Annotated in this window: 11 protein-coding genes; 2 read left to right on the top strand and 9 right to left on the bottom strand. The window is 70.7% G+C overall.

What is annotated here, in order from left to right; all coding sequences use genetic code 11:
• Nucleotides 1-42 precede the first annotated feature (42 nt).
• The 3 genes from WMF12_RS27605 to WMF12_RS27595 all read right to left on the bottom strand — a co-directional run bounded on the left by WMF12_RS27605 (nucleotide 43) and on the right by WMF12_RS27595 (nucleotide 6,026).
• A complete protein-coding gene (locus WMF12_RS27605) occupies nucleotides 43-1,008 on the bottom strand; it encodes a hypothetical protein (RefSeq protein ID WP_437850213.1) in 966 nt (321 codons plus the stop codon).
• Nucleotides 1,005-2,276 carry a radical SAM protein gene (locus WMF12_RS27600; RefSeq protein ID WP_437850212.1) on the bottom strand — a complete coding sequence of 424 codons (1,272 nt, stop codon included), beginning with the start codon at nucleotides 2,274-2,276 and terminating at the stop codon, nucleotides 1,005-1,007. Before WMF12_RS27600 ends, WMF12_RS27605 begins: the two co-directional genes overlap by 4 nt.
• A gap of 186 nt (nucleotides 2,277-2,462) precedes the next feature.
• Nucleotides 2,463-6,026 (bottom strand): kelch repeat-containing protein, encoded by a 3,564-nt coding sequence (locus WMF12_RS27595; RefSeq protein ID WP_437850211.1) that lies wholly within the window; start codon nucleotides 6,024-6,026, stop codon nucleotides 2,463-2,465.
• Between the two features lie 285 nt (nucleotides 6,027-6,311).
• Here WMF12_RS27595 and WMF12_RS27590 point away from each other — a divergent pair, with 285 nt between their 5' ends.
• Nucleotides 6,312-6,881 (top strand): hypothetical protein, encoded by a 570-nt coding sequence (locus tag WMF12_RS27590; RefSeq protein WP_437850210.1) that lies wholly within the window; start codon nucleotides 6,312-6,314, stop codon nucleotides 6,879-6,881.
• 169 nt (nucleotides 6,882-7,050) lie between these two features.
• On the opposite strand, the gene WMF12_RS27585 is transcribed toward WMF12_RS27590, so the two are convergent.
• From WMF12_RS27585 to WMF12_RS27565, 5 genes are all read right to left on the bottom strand, one after another.
• A complete protein-coding gene (locus tag WMF12_RS27585) occupies nucleotides 7,051-7,860 on the bottom strand; it encodes a mechanosensitive ion channel family protein (protein WP_437739675.1) in 810 nt (269 codons plus the stop codon).
• A gap of 23 nt (nucleotides 7,861-7,883) precedes the next feature.
• Nucleotides 7,884-10,346, bottom strand: a complete 2,463-nt coding sequence (locus tag WMF12_RS27580; RefSeq protein ID WP_437850209.1) for an AAA family ATPase — start codon at nucleotides 10,344-10,346, stop codon at nucleotides 7,884-7,886.
• A gap of 16 nt (nucleotides 10,347-10,362) precedes the next feature.
• Entirely contained in the window at nucleotides 10,363-11,616 is a 1,254-nt protein-coding gene (locus WMF12_RS27575; protein WP_437850208.1) for a 1-acyl-sn-glycerol-3-phosphate acyltransferase, read from the bottom strand.
• Nucleotides 11,617-11,664: 48 nt separating this feature from the next.
• Nucleotides 11,665-12,894, bottom strand: a complete 1,230-nt coding sequence (locus tag WMF12_RS27570) for an esterase/lipase family protein (protein ID WP_437739672.1) — start codon at nucleotides 12,892-12,894, stop codon at nucleotides 11,665-11,667.
• Between the two features lie 125 nt (nucleotides 12,895-13,019).
• Nucleotides 13,020-13,967, bottom strand: coding sequence for an AraC family transcriptional regulator (locus WMF12_RS27565; protein WP_437850207.1), 948 nt, complete (start codon nucleotides 13,965-13,967; stop codon nucleotides 13,020-13,022).
• Between the two features lie 1,200 nt (nucleotides 13,968-15,167).
• On the opposite strand from WMF12_RS27565, the gene WMF12_RS27560 reads away from it, so the two are divergent.
• Nucleotides 15,168-16,838 carry a response regulator gene (locus WMF12_RS27560; RefSeq protein ID WP_437850206.1) on the top strand — a complete coding sequence of 557 codons (1,671 nt, stop codon included), beginning with the start codon at nucleotides 15,168-15,170 and terminating at the stop codon, nucleotides 16,836-16,838.
• 160 nt (nucleotides 16,839-16,998) lie between these two features.
• Here the strand turns inward: WMF12_RS27560 and WMF12_RS27555 are convergent, their stop codons facing one another.
• Nucleotides 16,999-18,120, bottom strand: a complete 1,122-nt coding sequence (locus WMF12_RS27555) for a calcium-binding EGF-like domain-containing protein (RefSeq protein ID WP_437850205.1) — start codon at nucleotides 18,118-18,120, stop codon at nucleotides 16,999-17,001.
• Nucleotides 18,121-18,299 lie beyond the last annotated feature (179 nt).

Raw genomic sequence — 18,299 nt, 5'->3', positions numbered from 1 at the left:
TGACGCCAACTCAACAAGTAGCCATGCACCGAGCGCCGTGGCTCAGCGAGCTTCCTGGCTTTCGAGGCTCGAGAGCACGCTGAGGTCCTCGGGCCCGCCGAAGACCGGCGCAGGCACGCCGAGGATCCCGAGCTCGAGCAGTTCCCCGAACGACCTCGCCGAGATAGCGAAGTAGCCGATGCACCGGGAAGCTTTCAGATCGGGCCTCGCGCTCGTCAGCGCGTCGAGCCTGCGCGCGCGCTCGCCCAGGATCGCGCCGACCTCCCGCGGGCGCGAGGCATGTTCGGTGAGCGCCGCGTACCCGATTCGGACCCGCGGCTCGTCCTTCGGCAGCTTCGCGAAGGCGTCTCGCGCCTCCTTCTGAAAACGCTCGGGCACGATGCAGAGCCCCGCGTGATCCGGGATCAGCCAGCCCTTCGACAGCGAGGCGAGGAGGATCGCGCTCTCGTCGTCGAGAAGCGCCCGTGCTTGCTCCGTCGGCGGCGTCGCATAGGCCGAATCGAGGATCAGCATCCGCCGCTCGTCCGCGCGCGCCCAGCGCCGGAGCTGGGCCGCTTCGAGCGGCGACAGGTGCGAGCCCCACGGCTTCAGGGGCTCGCAGATCAACACCGCGTCGAGCCCGTCGAGCGCAGGTAACCCGAGGCGCGCATTCCACGGGACGAGGGTCGCTCCCGCCTCGGCCGCGAGCTGCTGGTAGACGGGGTAGACGTCGGCGGGGACGCCGACGCGCGCTTCCCGCTTCGCGAGGAGCCCGAACAACGCGCGAAGCGAGCGACGGATACCGTGGCTGACCTGCGTGCGTGGCTTGAGCGCCTGCGGGAGATCGAGGTGCGCGAGGAACCGCTCCGCGAGGTGACAGCGATACGGCGCCTCCAGGTGGGTCGAGGGCGCGATGGCCGGGAAGAGACGCGCGAGGCTCCGGTAAACGTTGAGCTCCGAGAGATCGACGAGCGAAGGACGCGTGGCCCTGAGCTCCGCGCGGCGCGCGAGAAACGCTTCGTGCTTCATAACGTGGAGCTCGGATCTTCCAGGGAGGCGAGGCAGGACCCGTCCGCCATCACGTTCCACGAGCGGACGAGGCCATGTGTCCGTTCCCAGCCGACCGATGGCTCGGTGTAGGCCGCCACGCGGAGCACGCGGCCTCCCATGGTTCCTTCGAAGACCGGGCTCCCCCAGGGGAGCTCCGCGCATCTCTCGAAGCCGAGGCCCGCGAGCGTGTGGAGCACGAGCGAGAGAGGCACCTGGTTTGCCTCGCAATACCGGTTGGCCGCGCTCGGCGCCCACGGGTTCTCCGAGAGGCTCGAGATGTAGAGCTCCTTGAAGCACACCTCCTGAAACCCCTCTTCGGCGCTCCGTTCGAGGTAGGCGCGCACCTTCGCGGCGTCGTCGACGCCGCCGCGCTGGAGCACGCAAATGGCCCGCGTGCGGAGGCCCGGCGCGCTCCCCAGCGCGCCGGAGTCGACCTCGATCCCCATGATGCGCGCGTCGTCTTCGCGCGTCACGCCGTGCCGGCTCACCGCGAGGGTGGTGAGCCCTGCGTCCCGGAGCTCTTCGACCTGCGCGAGGTCGAGGCGCGCGCCGTTCGTGATGAGGAGGGTCTTCGGTAGTAGCTCGGAGAGGCCACGAACGAGCGCGCGGAGTCGTTCGGGATCGAGCAACGTCGGCTCGCCGCCGCCGGTGATGACGGCGCGCTCGGCGCCGCGCTCCTTCGCGCGCTTCGCCCAGTCGAGGTAGCGCTCCAGCGTGGCGCTCCGCTGGCGCGCGAGATCGGAGGCGCTCGCCTTCGAGAAGCAGAATGCGCAACGCGCCTGGCAAGCATTCGCGACGGGCAGCACCGAGATGCTCCGTGGCCGGCATCTCGCCCAGTCGATGAGGCCGGCGCCATCGAGGCGAAAGGCCTCCGCGGTGATCTCCTCGTGCCGGGTGGGCACGAGGGCGCCATGCGCATCGACCCACGCCACGCCGCTCAAGGGGATCTCGCTCGACGGCCAGCGCCAGCCGATGCCCGTGCCCGTCACGTCGTTCGGGCGCATCGCGTCGGGCCCGACGGGGAGCCGCGCCCGCAGCGCCACGACGCGATCCTTCGGCCGTCCGAGCCTCGTCACGAGCCTCCGCGCCTTCTGGAGCCCGGGCGCAAAGGGCTCGTCTTCCTTCAGCATGTAGAAAGCGTCGGGGAAGGTCGATTCGCGGATCAACGCCTTCGAGTAACGCATCCCGTAGCGATCGAAGCCCCGCAGCCAGTTCGACAGCGGAATGAAGGCAACGAAGGGGACCATGACGACATGGTCGATGAGTCACCGAGTCGAGTCAACCGGACTCGAGGGGGCGGACGCGAGGCTCACGCCGCTGCGGGCGCGCGCCCGACGTCGGCCATCGCCGTGCGCCTGGCTCTTGCGAGGACGAAATGAGCCACGGGAGTGGGGACGAGCCACGGTGCGATTTGCGCACGTGCTCTCGAGAGCTCAGGTGGCGCGGCGGGGCCTCACGAGGCGCCGGCGCAGCCGCGTGGCGGCGAGCGCCCCGAGGGCGAGCAGCCAGGCCGGTGCGTCCTGAGGGCCATTCGCCGTGCGGCAGCCGCCGCCCCCTCCTGCGCTCGGGAGATCACCTCCGCCGCCGCTGGTCTGCGTGCCCGTCGCGCTCGCGCCGGTGGTCGTGGGGTCATCGTTGCCAGCGCCGGTCGTGGTGGATGTGGCGCCTCCTTGATGGCTGGTGTCACCGCCTTGGCCGCCTGTGGCTGTGCCGCCAGCGCCACCTTCGCCGCCAGCGCTCCCGTCGCCCCCGCCGCTGGTTCCGCCGCCTGGGTTGCCACCGGTGCCACTGCCAACGTCGCCGCCGCCGGCGCCTGGATTGCCACCAACGCCACTGCTGCCATCGCCGCCGCCGCCGTCCGGATGACCACCGACGCCGCCGCCTGGATTGCCACCGACGCCGGCGCTGGCGTCGCCGCCGATGCCGCTGCTGGCGCTGCCACCGATACCACTGCTGGCATCGCCGCCGCCGCCGTCCGGATGACCACCGACACCGCTGCTGGCGCCGCCGCCGATGCCACTGCTGGTGTCGCCGCCGCCGCTGCCGCTGGTGTCGCCGCCGCCGCTGCCGCTGCTGGCGTCGCCGCCTCCGCCGTGGCCGCCCGCGGCCGTGCCGCCTGCACCGCCGCTGCCGCTCACGGCCCCGCCGCCTTCGCCCGTGGTGCTGCCGCCGGCGCCGTCGCTGCCGCCCCCCGCGCCAGCGCTCTCGCTCCCGGCTCCGCCCGGCACGCAGGCGCCGCTCTGGCACATCCCGGGCGACGCCGGCTGCGCTGGGACATAGAGCCACGCATTGTCGAGACGTTGATACGTCGTACCGCCGCCGGCGATCAGGATACGGCCGTCGTGGAGCCGCTCCATCACGGCACTTTGATGCCTCACGTCCAGCGCCGGCGCGAGCGTCCAGGTGTCGCTCGCTGGGTCGTAGAGCTCGGCGGCGAAGGCACCGTCGTTGGCTCCGGATGGGGACGGGAGGCCCATCACCAGGACCCTGCCATCGGCGAGGAGCGCCGCGCTGGGGTACTCCCGTAGCTCGACCATCTCTCCCGTCGAGGTCCAGGTGTCGCTCGCCGGATCGTAGATCTCGCCCGCCTTCATGTCGTCTCCGCCGCTTCCTCGTCCCCCGAGGACGAGCACCCGGCCGTCCAGGAGCAGCGTCGCCTCGTGCGAGCTGCGACTCCAGCGCATCGAGGCGACGCGCGTCCACGTGTTGGTCGCCGCGTCGTAGATCTCCGCGCTCATCCTCTGGGACTGCCTGTCACCGCCGGTGACGAGGACCCTGCCGTCCTGCAGCAACGTCGCTTTGGCGTGGCTTCGCGGAACGTTCATGGGCGCTGCCAGGGTCCACGTGTCCGTGACGGAGTCGTAGATCTCGACCTTTTCTCCGCCGCCGTCGACGTTGCCGTCGCCGCTGGCGACGAGCACCCGGCCGTCCGCAAGCGGCGTGACCGTCGCGGTGTTCATCTGACGCGACACGATGGTGGGCGCGCCCGGCGCCCACACGCGCGTCGCAGGGTCGAATCGCACCGTCTGCGCGGGGCGCTGAAGCACGCTGTTGGCGATCCCCAGGACCGTCCCGTCCGGAAGCGATACGAGCCTCGTCGGGCGCCTCGACACGTTCATCTTTTCGGGGGGCTGCCACGAGCCCGTGCTCGGGTCGTAGCGGAGCCAGACATCGTTCCACCGCAGCGGATTGCCTGTCTGGCCGTACCCGATCATGAGGAGCGTCCCATCCTGGAGCAGCGTGGCGACAGGCCCGTTGAGGAGGACGCCCATCCGCCCCGTCGCCTGCCAGCCCTCGGCGGAGCCCGGGAAATCGCAGGGCGCACCTTCCGGCTTCGCGGACGCGGGCGCCGCGCACCCGGCCGCGGGGTCGCACACCGGCGCTTCATGACAGTCGTCGACGGGCAGGCACACCGCGAGGCTCGACCCCACGCAGGCCCCGCCCACGCAAGCGCTCGCCGCGGAGCACACGTCGCCGTCGCTGCACGGCGTCCCGTCCGGCGCGGCCGCGCCGCCGACGCACGCGCCCGCCTCGCAAACACCCCCGACGACGCACGCGTCCGTGTCGTCGCAGGTGACGCCCGTGAGGGGGGTGCAGACGCCGTCCTGCGATGCGCCCGAGGCCGTCGCGCAGGCGTCGCAGGGGCCGTCGCAGGCCGCGTCGCAGCAGACCGAGTCCGCGCAGAAGCCGCTCCCGCAGTCGCTGTCCGTCTCGCAGGCCTCGCCGAGCGGCGAGCGCTCGCGGAAGAGCACGGCAGACGCCGTGGCGGTCGTGGCGTCGACGTAGCCGCCGGCGATCAGCACGCTGCCGTCGTTGAGCCGCGTCGAGGAATGGTAGGCGCGCGCCATGGTCACAGGCGGCGCCAGGTCGAGGCTCGACCAGGAGAGGGCCGCCTCATCGAAGAGCGCCTGGGTCGCATAGAAGGGAAAGACGGACGCTGACGAGCCCGCGGGCCTGCAGGGCTCCACGCCTCCGGTCAACAGCACCTTTCCGCTCGGGAGCACCGAGGTGCGCATCCCCTGGATACCCGAGGAGTTCCCCCCGCATGGGCTCGATGCCGGAGCGTACGGTCCGGGGGTCGGCTCCCAGCGCTCGTCCTGCGGCAAGTAGAGCTGCGAGAAGGCGTGAATCTCCGGGTCCGGGCCGGCGGGGAAGGTGCCTCCGACGACGAGGACCCCGCCGCCCGGGAGCGTCGTCGCGCCGGGATACGCATATTCGGTCGTCGGCTTCACGGCGCCCTGCTCCCAGGTCCAGAGCTGGGTCTCCAGGTCATAGAGGCTGCAGCCGCCTCCGGCCACCATCACGCGGCCGTCGTGGAGCAGGGTCGCGCTCACAGGCTGGGGCCTGTAAGGCAGCCTCACCCACCGGTCCACGGCGTCGCAGTGCGGAAGGTCCGTCCAGCCGCGCGACCCCGGGTCGTAGATGGCTGCGTTCTGGTAATAGTGCAGCACGAACTGGCCATCGAACTCGTCATAGACGTCTTGCCAGGCCAGCCCGACGAGCACCGGCCTGCCGCCGGCGAGCATCATCGACGGCGCGGGGTGGGCTATCGACAGCGGTCCTGCGGGCGTCCAGGTGTCGCTCATCGGGTCGTAGATCTCGGCCGAAGACAGGGAGGTCCCCTGCGCCTGTGCGTTCATCATCCTGCCGCCGGCCACGAGGACATGGCCGTCTGGCAGAAGGATGGCCGCGTGTCCGCTGCGGGCCTGGAGGAGCGGCGCCGCGGGCGACCATGTCCCGGTCGCCGGGTCATAGATCTCGACCGCCTTGAGGCTCATCGCCTCTCTCGTCGTGTAGGGCGGTCCGTCCAGCTCCGGGTATCCACCCGCGATGAGCACCCTGCCGTCCTGGAGCACCGTGGCCGTGTGCTCGCCCCGCGGGGTGATCATCGGCGGCAGGCTCTCCCAGGACGGCGCGCTGGCCGCCGACGCGACGCCCGCGCACAGCATGACGAACCCGCAGGCCGCGGCGCCCCCGAGCCTTCCGATCGATCGCATTCCTGATGCCCTCCGCTGCCTTCTGTTGCTCGCGGTGGCGCGAAGATTCAGGGCGTGGAGGACGCGCTCCTGGAGCGGAATGGCGGGCGGCGAGCCAGCACCGTCGTCGCCGCCAGCGCCCGAGGAGGTGGCACCGCCGCCGCCGTGACACGACCCGACGTCGCCAGGCACGCCGCCCGATGTGCCGTCGATACGGCAGCAAACGGCTCACCCTGGCGCAATCTCATCGTCTCACGCTTGGAAATCCGCGATTTGCGCTGGCACATCAGTTGCTGAGGGGGCGGCATGAAGACCTTTATCCGATGGCTCATTCCCGTCGCGCTCCTTCCTGTGTTCGCTTGCTCCGACGCGGTCGAGCAGCCTTCCGGCGGCGGTTCGGGGGGCGGCACGCCCGACGAGACCCTGTCCTCCAGCGTATCGAGCGGCGCCGGCGGCACGCCCGAGGACACCACGTCGTCCAGCGCCTCGACCAGCGCCTCGACCGGTGGCGACACCCCCGTCGAGTGTGATTTCTCAGGAGGGGGCGCTCCGCCGGGAGCGCGCTGCGCAGTCGAGGGCCAGCTTTGCGACTACGCCTGCTCCCCCTGCAGCGTCACCTGCACCGACGGCGTGTGGGTCGAGCACTGCACCGCGTGTCCCAGTCTAGAGCCTGAGAACGGAACGGACTGCAGTGCCTATTACAGCGTGGGGCCGTGCAGTTATAAGCGCGCGTGTGGCACAGTGAGTGCCACTTGCGACGGACCGACCGGGTTGTGGGTGGTCAGCTGCAGTGACCAGAGCGACGGGAGCGGCGGGGGCAATGAAGGCGGCGGGGGCGCCGGCGGCGGCGAGGACACCGAAGGCGGCTGCGGCTAGTTCCGCGTGTCAGACTGGCCCGGTTCAGCGACCGATCGTCGCGTGCATCGCCGTCGGCTCCGCCTGCGTGGCAGCGAGAGCGCTGAGCGTGGTCGGCGGCGTGCGGCGTACAAGCGGCCCGCGGGGGCCGCATTCGCCTCCAGCGCTCGTCGCGGCGCCGGTTCCCTCCTCACCCGGGCTCGCCGGGGAGGACGATGTGCTTCTCGCGGAACGCCGCGAGCACCCGCTCTGTCAGGGTGGTCGCGTACTCCGCCTCGTACTTCACGTCGAGCACGTAGGCCTTGGCGACCAGGCGCACCGTGGCGACCTCGCTCAGGATCTGGCTCGTGACCACGCACCATGGCTTGCCGAGGAACACGTAGCGGTTGCTGGTGATGCACTCCTCGACGATGCGCCTGGCGATCGCGATGTCCTGCGCGGAGCTGATGAAGAACTCCACCGGGATCAGCATGTCGAGCCGCCCGTGGTTGGCCGACGCGACCGCCTCGGTCAGGAACTTGTTGTTCGGTATCGTGACGACGTGGTTGTCGAGGGTGATGATGCGCACGGAGCGCAGACCCATCGACGTGACCTCGCCATAGAACGCGTCGAACTTGACCCGATCGCCGACCTGGAAGGGGCGATCGACGATGAGCGTCACGCCGGCGAGGACCGACGCAGCGAGATCCTTCAGCGCGAAGCCGATGGTGACCGCAACCGTCCCGGTCAGGGCCAGGATCACCTCCCGGGAGAGGTTGATCGAGGCGCCGATGGCGATCGCGATACCACCGATGTAAAGGAAGAACCGGAGGAGGGTCGCGATCTGGTTGAGCAGCAGCCGCCGGTGCGCGAAGCGGGTGCCGCTGCGCTCGAGCGCGGCCGTGATCAGCCGGACCGCGAACCACGTGATGCTGAGGATGACGAGGCCAGTGATGACGCCGCTGACCTGGATGGTCTCGATGAGCTTGGCACCGTCGGGCACGTCCACGTCCGAATCCACGGTGGTCGTCCTTTCTCACGGTCTCACGGCTGAATCAGGTGCTTCCGCACGAGATAGTTGCTGACGGCGCGCTGCCATCGGGTCGTGACGCGGTGCCGGCCGCGCAGATCGTCGATGATGCCGAGCTCGACCATCTTCGCCAGCGCGTCCTGGCACGGGAGCGCGTCGACGCCGAGCGAGCGCGCTGCCTCGTCGGTCGTGAGGCTGTCGTGCCAGACCACGCTCGCGAGCACGAAGCGCTCCACCTCGCTGAGCGACTCCAGCTCGTCCTCGTCCGGCGTGCGGAAGAGGCGGACGCGGAGGCGCCGCTCGCCGTGCGCGTCGTCGACCAGCAGCGATCGCTGCCAGAAGTGGAGCGCGACCCGCGGACAACCCTTCGCGTAGTCCCAGAGCAGCCGCGCGAAATCGCGCTCGGTCCTGAGCTCGCGCTGCACGCGATCCGTGGACTCGTCGTCGTCCATCACGAGGTCCTCGTACGAGACGCTGTAGCCGCTCGCCCGGGTGCGGGCGGTGAGGAGCTCGGCGAGCCGCTGCTCGGACCAGGGCGCGAGGTGCACGATCGTCCGGAAGACCGTGGCTCCGCCGCGCGCGAAGACGAGGTAGCGGTAGGGGTGCTCGGCGATCGCGCACAGCCAGAAGATGCTGGGCGCCGAGCGCTCGACGATCTCCAGGAACGCCTCCCAGGCGCCCCACGCCTCCAGCCCGCGGAGGAACAGGTGCTCCAGGTCGTCGAGGACGAGCAGCCGGCGCTGCTGGAGGCGGAGCCACGCGGTGAACGCCTCGACGCCGGTGCGCGCCTCGGGGGGCGCGTCGAGCGCATTCCCGAGCGTGGCGATGACGTCGGCGGCGGTGAGCTGCCGCCTGTCGAGCGCGACGCGGACGACCGGGACCGGCGCCTCGCGCTCGGCCGCCACGAGCCACGTCGTCTTCCCCGAGCCGGCGCCGCCGACCAGCAGCAGCGAGCCGATGCGGCGGCTGTCCTTCCACGCGGCGAGCGACGCCTTGAAGCGATCGAGGCCGGCGTAGTGATCGAGCCCTGTCGTCGGATCCAGGAGAGGCTCTTCGGACAGGTGCGCTAGCACATCCCGCGGGAGCTCCCGGGCGAGGCCGTCCGGGTGCGCGGAGTCGGTGCGGCGCTCGAGGCGCTTGCGGAAGATGAACGCGAGGACCCGGTGCGTCAGGTCGAAGCCGAGCAAGACGCGGCGGGCGGCGCGGCCCATCCTCGCGAGCACGAGGGCCAGGAGCGCCACGACGGCGACGAAGAAGCCATACCACCGGACGCGCGTCTTCCGTACGGCGCTGGCGAGCGTTCCCTCGTCGTGCCGGCGGAGGTACGCGTCGCTGATGTCGTCGCGCCACCAGCGGATCAGGACCCAGCCGAGGAGGAGCGCCCCGAGCGAGGCGGCGCGGAGGGCGGCGTTGTAGAGGTAGCCCCTCCCGGTCGCCGCCTCGACGGCGCCGACGAGGAGGCCGACCGCCAGCGCGAACCGCCCGACCGCCCGGAGCGAGCGGAGGACCTTGCGGCTCGTCGCCTCATGAATCGTCGCTCCGAGATCGCTCGGTCGCCGCTCGATCCAGCCGTGCATCCCCGCCAGCGCGAGACGGTAGAGCGCGTACCAGAGCAATATCCCGTAGGCGAGCTCGACCTCCCGGACGGCGGCGGCGTCCGACCCGAGCGCCCGGTGTACCCCCCAGATCGTGGCGAGCAGGAGGAGCGAGCCGGAGAACATCGCGAGGATCGAGCGCGCTCTCTCGAGGGCGCGCTGCGCGCGCGCCCTGCGGACCACGCGCAGGATCACGGGCCAGGCGGCGTCCATCCAGCGGCGCCTTCGCCGGGTCACGATCACGGCGAGCGCGATCACCGCGACGACGAGGGCGGCGCGGTACGCGAGCGCGGTGACGACGAACGGGTCGCGGAGCGCCGCGCGGCTCTCCTCGACGGCGCTGTCGCGGTGGAGCCGGTACCACCGCGCCCGCGCGCCGATGCGAAAGAGCTCCGCGCGGAGCTGATCGACGCCGGCGCGGCCCGGGCCGAGCGCCTCCTCGCGCATGCCATCGGGCAGCCGCGACAGGAGCAGCACCCGCGCGGCATCGAGCTGCTCCTCGTCCGCGAGCGCGCAGGTGAGCCGCTCGACGCCGGGCGGCGTGGCCGCCTCGCGGAAGTCCGCCTCGATGTCCGGCTGCAGCGCGCGCAGCTCGCCCATCACCTGCCCGAGCTGCGCGCCGGCCTCCGCGCTCTTGTGCGGGCTCAGCCGCGCCGCGACGACGAGCTGCTCGACCCGCCCCCGCCGCGCGCCGGCGGCGGCGTCTCGGCACGGCGCGCCCCCGTCCGCCGCCGCGGCAGCCGCCGCGTCAGGCGTGACGGCGGCCGCCGGGGTGCCGCCCGGCGGATAGCCCAGGGCCACAGCGAGGAGCGCGGCCGCGGCGGCGCCCCGCGCCCTGCGCGTGATCCCTTCGCGCTCGCGCGCCAGCGTGGGAAAGACCATATCGAGACCGCTCGGCTTATCGGATCTCCGCGAGGCGCCCCGTGTGCTGCGACCGCCAGCGATAAAACGTGCTCGCCGAGATGCCGAGCTCATCACACATGTTGTGCACGCTCTTGCCCTTGCTCGCCTGCGCGAGGATCTCGTGGATCTCGCGCTCGGTGAACCGCGGCCTCCGCGCCGCTCGGGTCGCGGTCGTCCGAGGCGACACGGCGACGGCATTGCGCTCCGAGCGCCGCTGCATCTCGCGGAGGAGGTCCACGTCGTGCCGCACATCCTGGGCGAGCTGGGAGGCGACCTTCACGAGGTCCGAGGGGGCGGCTCTCTGCGCCTCGCCCCTGCCGGAGAGCCCCAGCAGGCGCGTGCCCGCCCCGACGAGCCAGCGAGACAGCTCGTCGATGTGCCCTTCGATCCATGAGAGAGCCTTCATGACGGCGCCCTTCACCACCTCGAGCGGGGGGCGCTCCTGGGTCATTCGTTCGGCCTCCAGGCGGGCGAGCGCGCTCACGATCGCCTGCTCGACCTGGGCCGCACACGCGGCGATGTGGCTCTCGCTCTCCGGGCCCGCGCCCTGCGGCGCCCACACCATCGGCTCCAGGATCTCGATGAGGATCTTGGAAGGCCACGGGATGTAGGGCGGGATGAACGGCCCGAGCGTCAGGCCCCAGGGGATGCTCAGCATGAGGGGCCACGCGTTGATGCCGAGCTTGCTCTTGGCCCCGATCGCGTCCGCCAGCCAGGGCAGATCGTCGAGGATCATGGCCGTCGAATGGCTGCCGACGGACACCACAGGCACGATCGGCACGCCGTACTTCATGGCCAGCCGGATATGAGAGGTGCGCCCGTTGAAGCGAAGGCGCGTCCTCTCCCGGTGCGGGCGCATGAGCTCCACCTCGGCGCCCGGATACAAGAGCAGCGGGTGCCCACGCTCCAGCACGCGCGCCGCGCATTGCCCGGACGCGCGGACGCAGCCGTACTTGGTGAAGATCTGGTTCAACAGCGGCAGCCTGATCGTCAGCTTGTGCGCGAGCACGTACGGGAACCGGCTTATCCCGTATTCATTGAAGAGCGCGGCCGTGAACAGCCAGAAGTCGGACATGTACGGATAGCCGTTGTGATTGCCGACGTAGATGAGCCCGTCCTGGCGGGGGATCCGCGAGAGCCCGCGGACCTCGGTCCGATGATAAGGCGCTATCGTGCTGTCGAGGAGGCTCGTCATCCTCTTGATGAACCGGGGATCGCGGTTCTCGAGGGAATCGGGATCGTTCAGCATGGCGGCTCCAGGGCCGAAGGACCCCTCGGGGCCCACTTCAAGAAAATGTCAGCTGGCGGTGGAGATGAGCTTCGACTTCGACTTCCCGTTCTTGAGCGGCGAGGTCTTGCTCGCGCGCGCCGGCGCTCCGAGGGGGGGCGCCGCCCGCCGCTTCACCGGAATGTTGCCCGCGATCTCGCGGGCGACCAGGGACCACACGCGACGGAACTGCTCCTCGTCGAAACCCGCGCCGCACGGGAGCCAGTCGGCGTGGCGATCACCGCCCGAGTACGGAAAGTGCCCGACGACGTCGAGGTGGTCGCCGAGCACGATGTCCAGCACCTTTCCATAAGCCTGGCTCTGGCACGGGACCACGCCGTCGTTCGATGTCTTCGTGATCTCGATGGGGGCGGAGTGCTCGTTGAGGTTGAGCGTCTCGATGTCCAGCGCAGTGCAGGGGTATTGTCTGGGGACCGCCGAGGTGACGCGGTACAGGGCCCAGAACGCGAAGATGGAGACGGCCCGCACCGGCGAGAAGAAATCGGCCGGACGGAACGGGAACGAGCTCGGCGGCGGCGCCACGCAGATGATCGAGCTGTAGTGCGTTTCCGGGCGGTCCGCGACGGCGGCGTTGAACAGGTGCATGGCCTCCATCGTGAGCTGGATGGACGCGCCCTGATCATTCGAGAGCTCGCTCAGGAATTTGAACATCAGATCATCGGCGTTCTTGCCGGTCCGCTTCAGCATCTTGTGGACGATGGTGTCGAGGAACGTATCGGTCCGGCCCGTCCAGTCGTCGGCGCGCGCCACCAGCTCGATGACGCGCGCCAGCGCCCGGAAGCCCTTCCTGCCATGGGGCTTGCCGAGGAGCCCGAGCATCTCGAACGCCCTCCGGAACGGCAGGCTCCCGAGCAGGTACGCTATCGGGCTCCCGTAATGGGGCGTCGACATCGTGACGATGGAGCTGATGCGCCGGCCAATCCGCTCCTCGAGGCGACCCGGCACGAGCCTCGCGCCCGGCGTCGCGAGGAGCCGCGCGTCGAGCCCACCGGTCGAGTGGCCGACGATGTGGATGCTCTCGGCCTGTTCCCCGCCGTGCGCCGCGATGAACTCGAGCGCTTGCTGCGCCCTGCGAGCGATGGATCCGGTCGGGATCGTGGGGCACTCGTGGACTTCAATCCTGTCGTGGCCGAGCTCCCCCAGGAGCTCCACGAGCATCTTCGGCACACGCCTGAAATAGGCGAGCTCGCCGAACGACTGAAAACCCATGAAGCCTGGCAGAAGATAGATCTGGGTCATCGTGTTCCTGCTGTCATCAGGCCCGAGTGCCGAACTCCGGATACCCGCGTTCTTATAATGCTGCAATCGTCATCACAGACGCGGCGCATCATCGTTGCGCTTTTCGATCAGCTTGCGTTTTTTGATCAGCGCGCGCCGCCGCGTCGTCGTCCGGTCGGCCGGCGGCGCGAGAGCGTCTCGGATGGGCTCTCGCGGAAGTGCTTCCTGTAGTCGACGCTGAACCGCCCCGCGCTGCGGAAGCCCATCGCGCCGGCGACGTCGGCCACGGTCGTCTCGGGCAGGGCGGCGAGGAGCATCTGTCGCGCAAGCTCGAGCCGCCGGATCTTCAGGAACCCCATCGGCGTGACGCCGCGCGCCGCGCGGAACGCCGCCTGGAGCGAGCGGGCCGGCGCCCCCGCGGCGGCGGCGACGTCCGCCAGCGTGACCGCTTCGCCCGCGTGCATGGCGATGTACTCCTCGGCCCGACGCACGACCGCCGGAGCGACACGCGGGGGCGCGAGCTCGAGCAGATGGGAGCCCGCGTGGCGCGGGATGGTCACGAGCGCGGTGAGCAGCACATCGCAGAACTGGGAGCGAACGAAGGGCGAGAGCGCCGGGCGCTCGAGCTCCTCCCGGAGCAAGCGCACGATCCCCTGGAGCGTCGCGCCGCCGCCGCCGGTGAGATCCAGGTCGGGCTCGAACAGGATCGCCTCGCGCGGCGCGTGGCCCGTGAGCATGGCGAAGTGCGCCTCGAGCGCAGATCGCAGGACGGTGAGGCTTCGCCCGCTTCCGCCCGCCGGTATCTGGATCTTCACGGGCCATTCTGGGACGAGCAGGATGGCCCGCTTGCCATGGGCCATCGAGAGGCGCTGGCGCCTGACCTCCACCTCGGTGTCGCGGCTGCCCTCCCCGGCGAGCCCCAGCGCGTAACGATCGTGCAGGGTGGCCGCGTCCATCCGACCGCCGAGGGTCCAGTCTGTCGTCACGAAGCTCACGGGACCGACCGTGGCGATACCGATCTCGCACCTGAAAGCGCTTCCTTTCAGAGGCCGGAGCGCCACTCCCGGGCAGAGGCGGGCGAGGGCGGGGGACATTTCGTCGGGATCGGAGGTGCTGAGATGGATTCGCGAGACCGAGAGGGGCGGCGCCGCCGCGTGATCGGCCCCCCGAGCAGGCTCCGGATCGCGGTGGATCGTTGGTTGTTGGTCGAGACCCGGATTGAATTTGGTGCGAGTCATAGCCGCCGAATCTCGCGTGGAACGGCGCTCGACGACAATTGCGAAGCTCAGCCCCCCGCCGTGCAGCGGGTGGTTTCCCCGGCACCCTTGACCGGGTAACATCAGGTCTCGCCATGCGAGGTGCACACATGGAACTGAGGATCCAGGACGTTTCGAGGACGTACCCGAACGGTGTGAAGGCGCTCTCTTCCGATCCGCCGAGATCTGAAGCGAACTGGCTCTCGGGGGCAGCGCGCTCGCAGGAGCGTCGGCGTCGGCGCGACGCAAAAAAGAGGGGCCCCGGTCATGTACGCGCATGGTAATCGGGATTATTTGGTAAGCTGACGGGAGGGGATGATCGCGACCGCCGCGGGGCGGCGCAGCCGGTAATGGGACACATCCAGCTGATTTGGCCGAGACGGCCCCGCCCGGATTGGCGATCAGCAATGGCGAAACCACTTCATCCCCGTCTTTCGGGCGTGGGGAGACAAGGTGGAGTGGATCTACGCCGCAGCTGAGAATGTGACCGAGCGGGCGAAGCAAGGGGCTTGTCTCGGGGATACGTCCGAGCGTGGCGAAGATAATGGTCGAGCTCGGTATCGAGCTCTCGACCCTGGTCACGTATCCGACGCTCGCCGAGGCGCTGCGGAGATGGAACAACCGGCGCGCGCCCTCGTCCTCGTTGCTCTAGAGCGGTGAGCTCGGGTCGGTGCTGGTGACGTAGTCGCCGGCGTGGCCGCACCAACCGCCGCCCGCTGCTGCTGCCTGCAGGCCTCAACTGCGGAGCGCGAGCCTCGACCTCGTGAAGGCGCGCCCGACGTCGTGAACAAGGCGGCGAGGGCGCCGCAGCCGGCCGAGCTGCTGAGCCCCCGCACCATCGAGCTCGTGCAGTGTCCTGGTCGGCGTCCGCGACCTCCCACGCGGACGGCCCGCCATTTGCGAGCGGCAGGAGCACGCACGCCCGATCCGGAGCGCGAGACGAGGATCCCAGCCTCGGAGGGGGGCGCGTGTGAGGTGCGGTCTCTTGATCCGCTATGCTGAATCCGTTTCTCCCCTTACAGCCTGCCCGAGACCTCCATGCATAACCGATCCGCTCGCCAGGGGCTCGAACGCCACCCGCTCATCCATACGCGCGATCTGGAGGCGGCCCGCGTGCTCCTCGCGACGATCTACGGCGACCTCACCGCCGACACCGTCGGCCGCGGTCACCGTTTCGAGTGGCGTGCCACCCCCGTCGACATGGGGCCTGTCGCCCTCTTCTCGGGCGTCTTCGCCTCCGGCATGTGCCTGCGCGGCGTGAGCTCGGGCTACACAGTCAGCCTGGCGACCGGCGGCTCGGTACGTGCGGCCTCGTCGGGGGACGCGGCGGAGATCGCCCCTGGCCGGAGCGCCGCCGTCTTCTCGCCGGGGGCCCGGTCCGAGTGGAGCGCGGAGGGCCCGGCCCGCCCCATGAACCTCCGCGTCGACGCCCGCTATCTCGAGGCGCAGCTCGAGGCGCTCACCGGCGTGGCCATCCGCGGGCCCCTTGCTTTCTCGCTGTCGATGCCCACCACCGACGGCCCCGGGACCTTCCTGGCACGACTCTGCCGCTTCCTTTCCACGGAGACCGAGCGGGCAGGGCGAGCCCTCGGCCACCCCGTGGTGATGGCCAGCCTCGGCGAGGCGGTGGCGCGCGCGCTGCTCTTCGGGCAGCCCCACGATCACGCCCACCTCCTGGAGAAGGCAGCGCCGCCGTCGAGCCGGAGCGTGGTGCGGCTCGTCGAGGAGTACCTCGACGCCCACGCGGAGGGCCCGATCGGCACCGCCGATCTGACAACGCTCGCGGGCGCGAGCATGGCCTCGATCGACGGGGCCTTCTTTGCCTATCGGGGCGCGACCCCGTGGGGCTTCCTCCGCAAGAGGCGCCTGCTCCTGGCGCGGGATCGCCTGCTCCTGGCCGAGCCGGGCGAGACGGCGGCGAGCGTGGCCCACGCTGCCGGCTACCTGCGCGTGGAGCGCTTCGGCGCCGCCTATGCAACGGAGTTCGGCGAGACCCCGGCCGAGACGAGGCGGCGCGGGCTCCTCGCGGCCGAGGCGCCGCCGAGCCCGCGGCCCGGGGCGACGAGGCCGTCCCCGCGAGGAGCGGAGGCGGCGACCGTCTTCCTGGTGCACCGGGATCCCTGCTGGCGCGGGGCCGCGGCCGGGCTGCTCCAGGAGGCGGGGCACGCGGTGCAGGCGTTCGCGTCGTCGCTCGCCTTGCTGGAGGCCGCGCGCGCGGCGGGGGCGGGCTGCGTGGTGATCGACGTCCAGCTCCCCGATCCGAACGGCCTGGAGGTGAGGGCCCTCCTGCGCGAGGAAGGGTGCGCGCTCCCCGTGGTCTTCACGAGCGACGACGGAGACGTGAGCGTGGCCGTGGAGGCGATGAAGGCGGGCGCCGTGGACTTCCTCGCCGAGCCCCTCGACGCGGAGGCGCTGCTCGCCGCCGTGGCGCGCGCCCTGGCCCGCGACGCGGAGGCGCGGGCGGCGCGGGCCGAGGTGGAGGCGCTCGCCGCCCGGCTCGCGGCGCTCTCGCCGCGCCAGCGCGAGGTGTGCGAGCGGGTGGCGAGGGGGATGCTGAACAAGCAGATCGCGACGGAGCTCGGGATCTCCATGTCGGCCGTGCGGCTCTACCGGTCGGAGGGGATGGAGAAGCTCGGGGTGGCGTCTGCCGCCGAGCTGGCGAGCCTGTTCGCGAGGCATGAGCGGGGCACGGGGGAAGGCGGGGGGTAGGCGAGCCTCTCTTCCCGCGCGCGCCGCCCGGGGAGGGCGGCGCGCCTTTCGCGTGGGCGCTGGAGGCTCAGTTGCGGGTGGTGACGCCCTGGTCCGCCGCGAAGCTCGGGATCTCGGCCTTACGCGCTGAGGCCGCCGCCGCGGTGAGCGGTTTCGATCGCTAGTTGCAGAGCGGCCCGCCGATCTGCAGAATGAGCTGCGCGCAGGCGTGCAACTGGTCATCGGTGATTCCGCTGACGACCTGGACGCCGGAGATCACCGACACGGCTGCGCACTCATTCGGGGTTCCCATCATCTCATTCGGGAGCGAGGCAGCGATACCCGTCCGAATGGAGTACCCGTCGGGGTGGCTATACTGCGAGTTACCCCTCAGGTAGACGTCGTCCGGCTCGAAGTGGAAGCAGGTGTCGTAGCTCATCTCCGTGATGAACTCCTGCCAGGCGGGCAGCGCCTCACACGGGCACGCCGTCGTCGCGGGCACGCACGTCCCGTCCTCGCAGGTCGAGCCCGACGCGCACGAGCCGCAGTCGAGCGTCTCGCCGCAGCCGTCGGGGAGGGTGCCGCAGGTCGCTCCCTCAGCGGCGCAGGTGGTCGGGACGCAGGCGGGCGTCTCGCAGTTCGGCCCCGTGAAGCCCGCCGGGCAGGTGCAGGTGTAGGGCTCCGCGGAGTCGCAGGTGCCGCCGTTCTGGCACGGATTGCTGCTGCCGGTGCAGGTCCCGGCGACGCAGGTATCCGTGAGGGTGCAGCCGTTGCCGTCGTCGCAGGCCGTGCCGTTGGCGGCGACGGGGTTCGAGCAGAGCCCGGTGGCCGGGTCGCAGGTCCCGGCGGCGTGACACGCGTCGGAGGCGGTGCACGTCACGCCGGCGCAGAGGTCGGTGCACGTGCCGTTCTGGCAGGTGAGCCCATCGCAGCACGGCACGTTGGCGTCGCAGGGCGCGCTCACCGGCAGACAGCCGCCGCCCTGACAGGTCGGGTCGCCCACGGCGATGTAGTCGTTGGCGTGGCCGGAGTGACCGTTGATGCAGCCCTGCACGTTGGTCTTGATGATGGTGTAGGGGTGGCTGGCCGAGCCGGTATAGTGGCAGATCTGGGTCTTGCCATTGACCTCGAAGAACGCGCACTGCGCGTCGATGAGGTGCTGGTCCGCCGCGCCGACGTGCTCGGCGTCCGAGCCGTCCGGCGTGTCCGTGCTGGAGCACCCGATACCGAGGAACGTGAAGCAGCTCAGCCCGAGCAGCGCGACCATCGCGCCGAGCCTGCGAAGAGAGGTGACATGCGTCATGACGCTTCTCCTTCTGGCGGGACGCGCGGTGGAATCCGCTGGTCGCCCGCCGGGAGCGGCACCCTGCGTCGGCACGTCCAAGGTCGCGACCTGGATCGTGATCCAGCTTTCTGAAGTACAGGCTCTCGTGGTAACGTAAAGGTCTGCCGGCGACCTGCTCCAGCGAGCCCGCCGTTGCC

It is taken from the genome of Sorangium sp. So ce363 (assembly GCF_051520435.1).
Taxonomy (GTDB): Bacteria; Myxococcota_A; Polyangia; order Polyangiales; family Polyangiaceae; genus Sorangium; species Sorangium cellulosum_B.
The sequence above is the reverse complement of the archived record's forward strand: the minus strand, read 5'-3'. Positions and strand labels throughout refer to the sequence as shown.

Excerpts from the sequence above, each read along its gene's own strand:
- WMF12_RS27560 (WP_437850206.1), top strand. The coding sequence starts at position 15,168 with ATGCATAACCGATCCGCTCGCCAGGGGCTCGAACGCCACCCGCTCATC.
- WMF12_RS27605 (WP_437850213.1), bottom strand. The coding sequence starts at position 1,008 with ATGAAGCACGAAGCGTTTCTCGCGCGCCGCGCGGAGCTCAGGGCCACG.
- WMF12_RS27555 (WP_437850205.1), bottom strand. The coding sequence starts at position 18,120 with ATGACGCATGTCACCTCTCTTCGCAGGCTCGGCGCGATGGTCGCGCTG.
- WMF12_RS27570 (WP_437739672.1), bottom strand. The coding sequence starts at position 12,894 with ATGACCCAGATCTATCTTCTGCCAGGCTTCATGGGTTTTCAGTCGTTC.
- WMF12_RS27595 (WP_437850211.1), bottom strand. The coding sequence starts at position 6,026 with ATGCGATCGATCGGAAGGCTCGGGGGCGCCGCGGCCTGCGGGTTCGTC.
- WMF12_RS27580 (WP_437850209.1), bottom strand. The coding sequence starts at position 10,346 with ATGGTCTTTCCCACGCTGGCGCGCGAGCGCGAAGGGATCACGCGCAGG.
- WMF12_RS27600 (WP_437850212.1), bottom strand. The coding sequence starts at position 2,276 with ATGGTCCCCTTCGTTGCCTTCATTCCGCTGTCGAACTGGCTGCGGGGC.
- WMF12_RS27575 (WP_437850208.1), bottom strand. The coding sequence starts at position 11,616 with ATGCTGAACGATCCCGATTCCCTCGAGAACCGCGATCCCCGGTTCATC.
- WMF12_RS27590 (WP_437850210.1), top strand. The coding sequence starts at position 6,312 with ATGAAGACCTTTATCCGATGGCTCATTCCCGTCGCGCTCCTTCCTGTG.
- WMF12_RS27565 (WP_437850207.1), bottom strand. The coding sequence starts at position 13,967 with ATGTCCCCCGCCCTCGCCCGCCTCTGCCCGGGAGTGGCGCTCCGGCCT.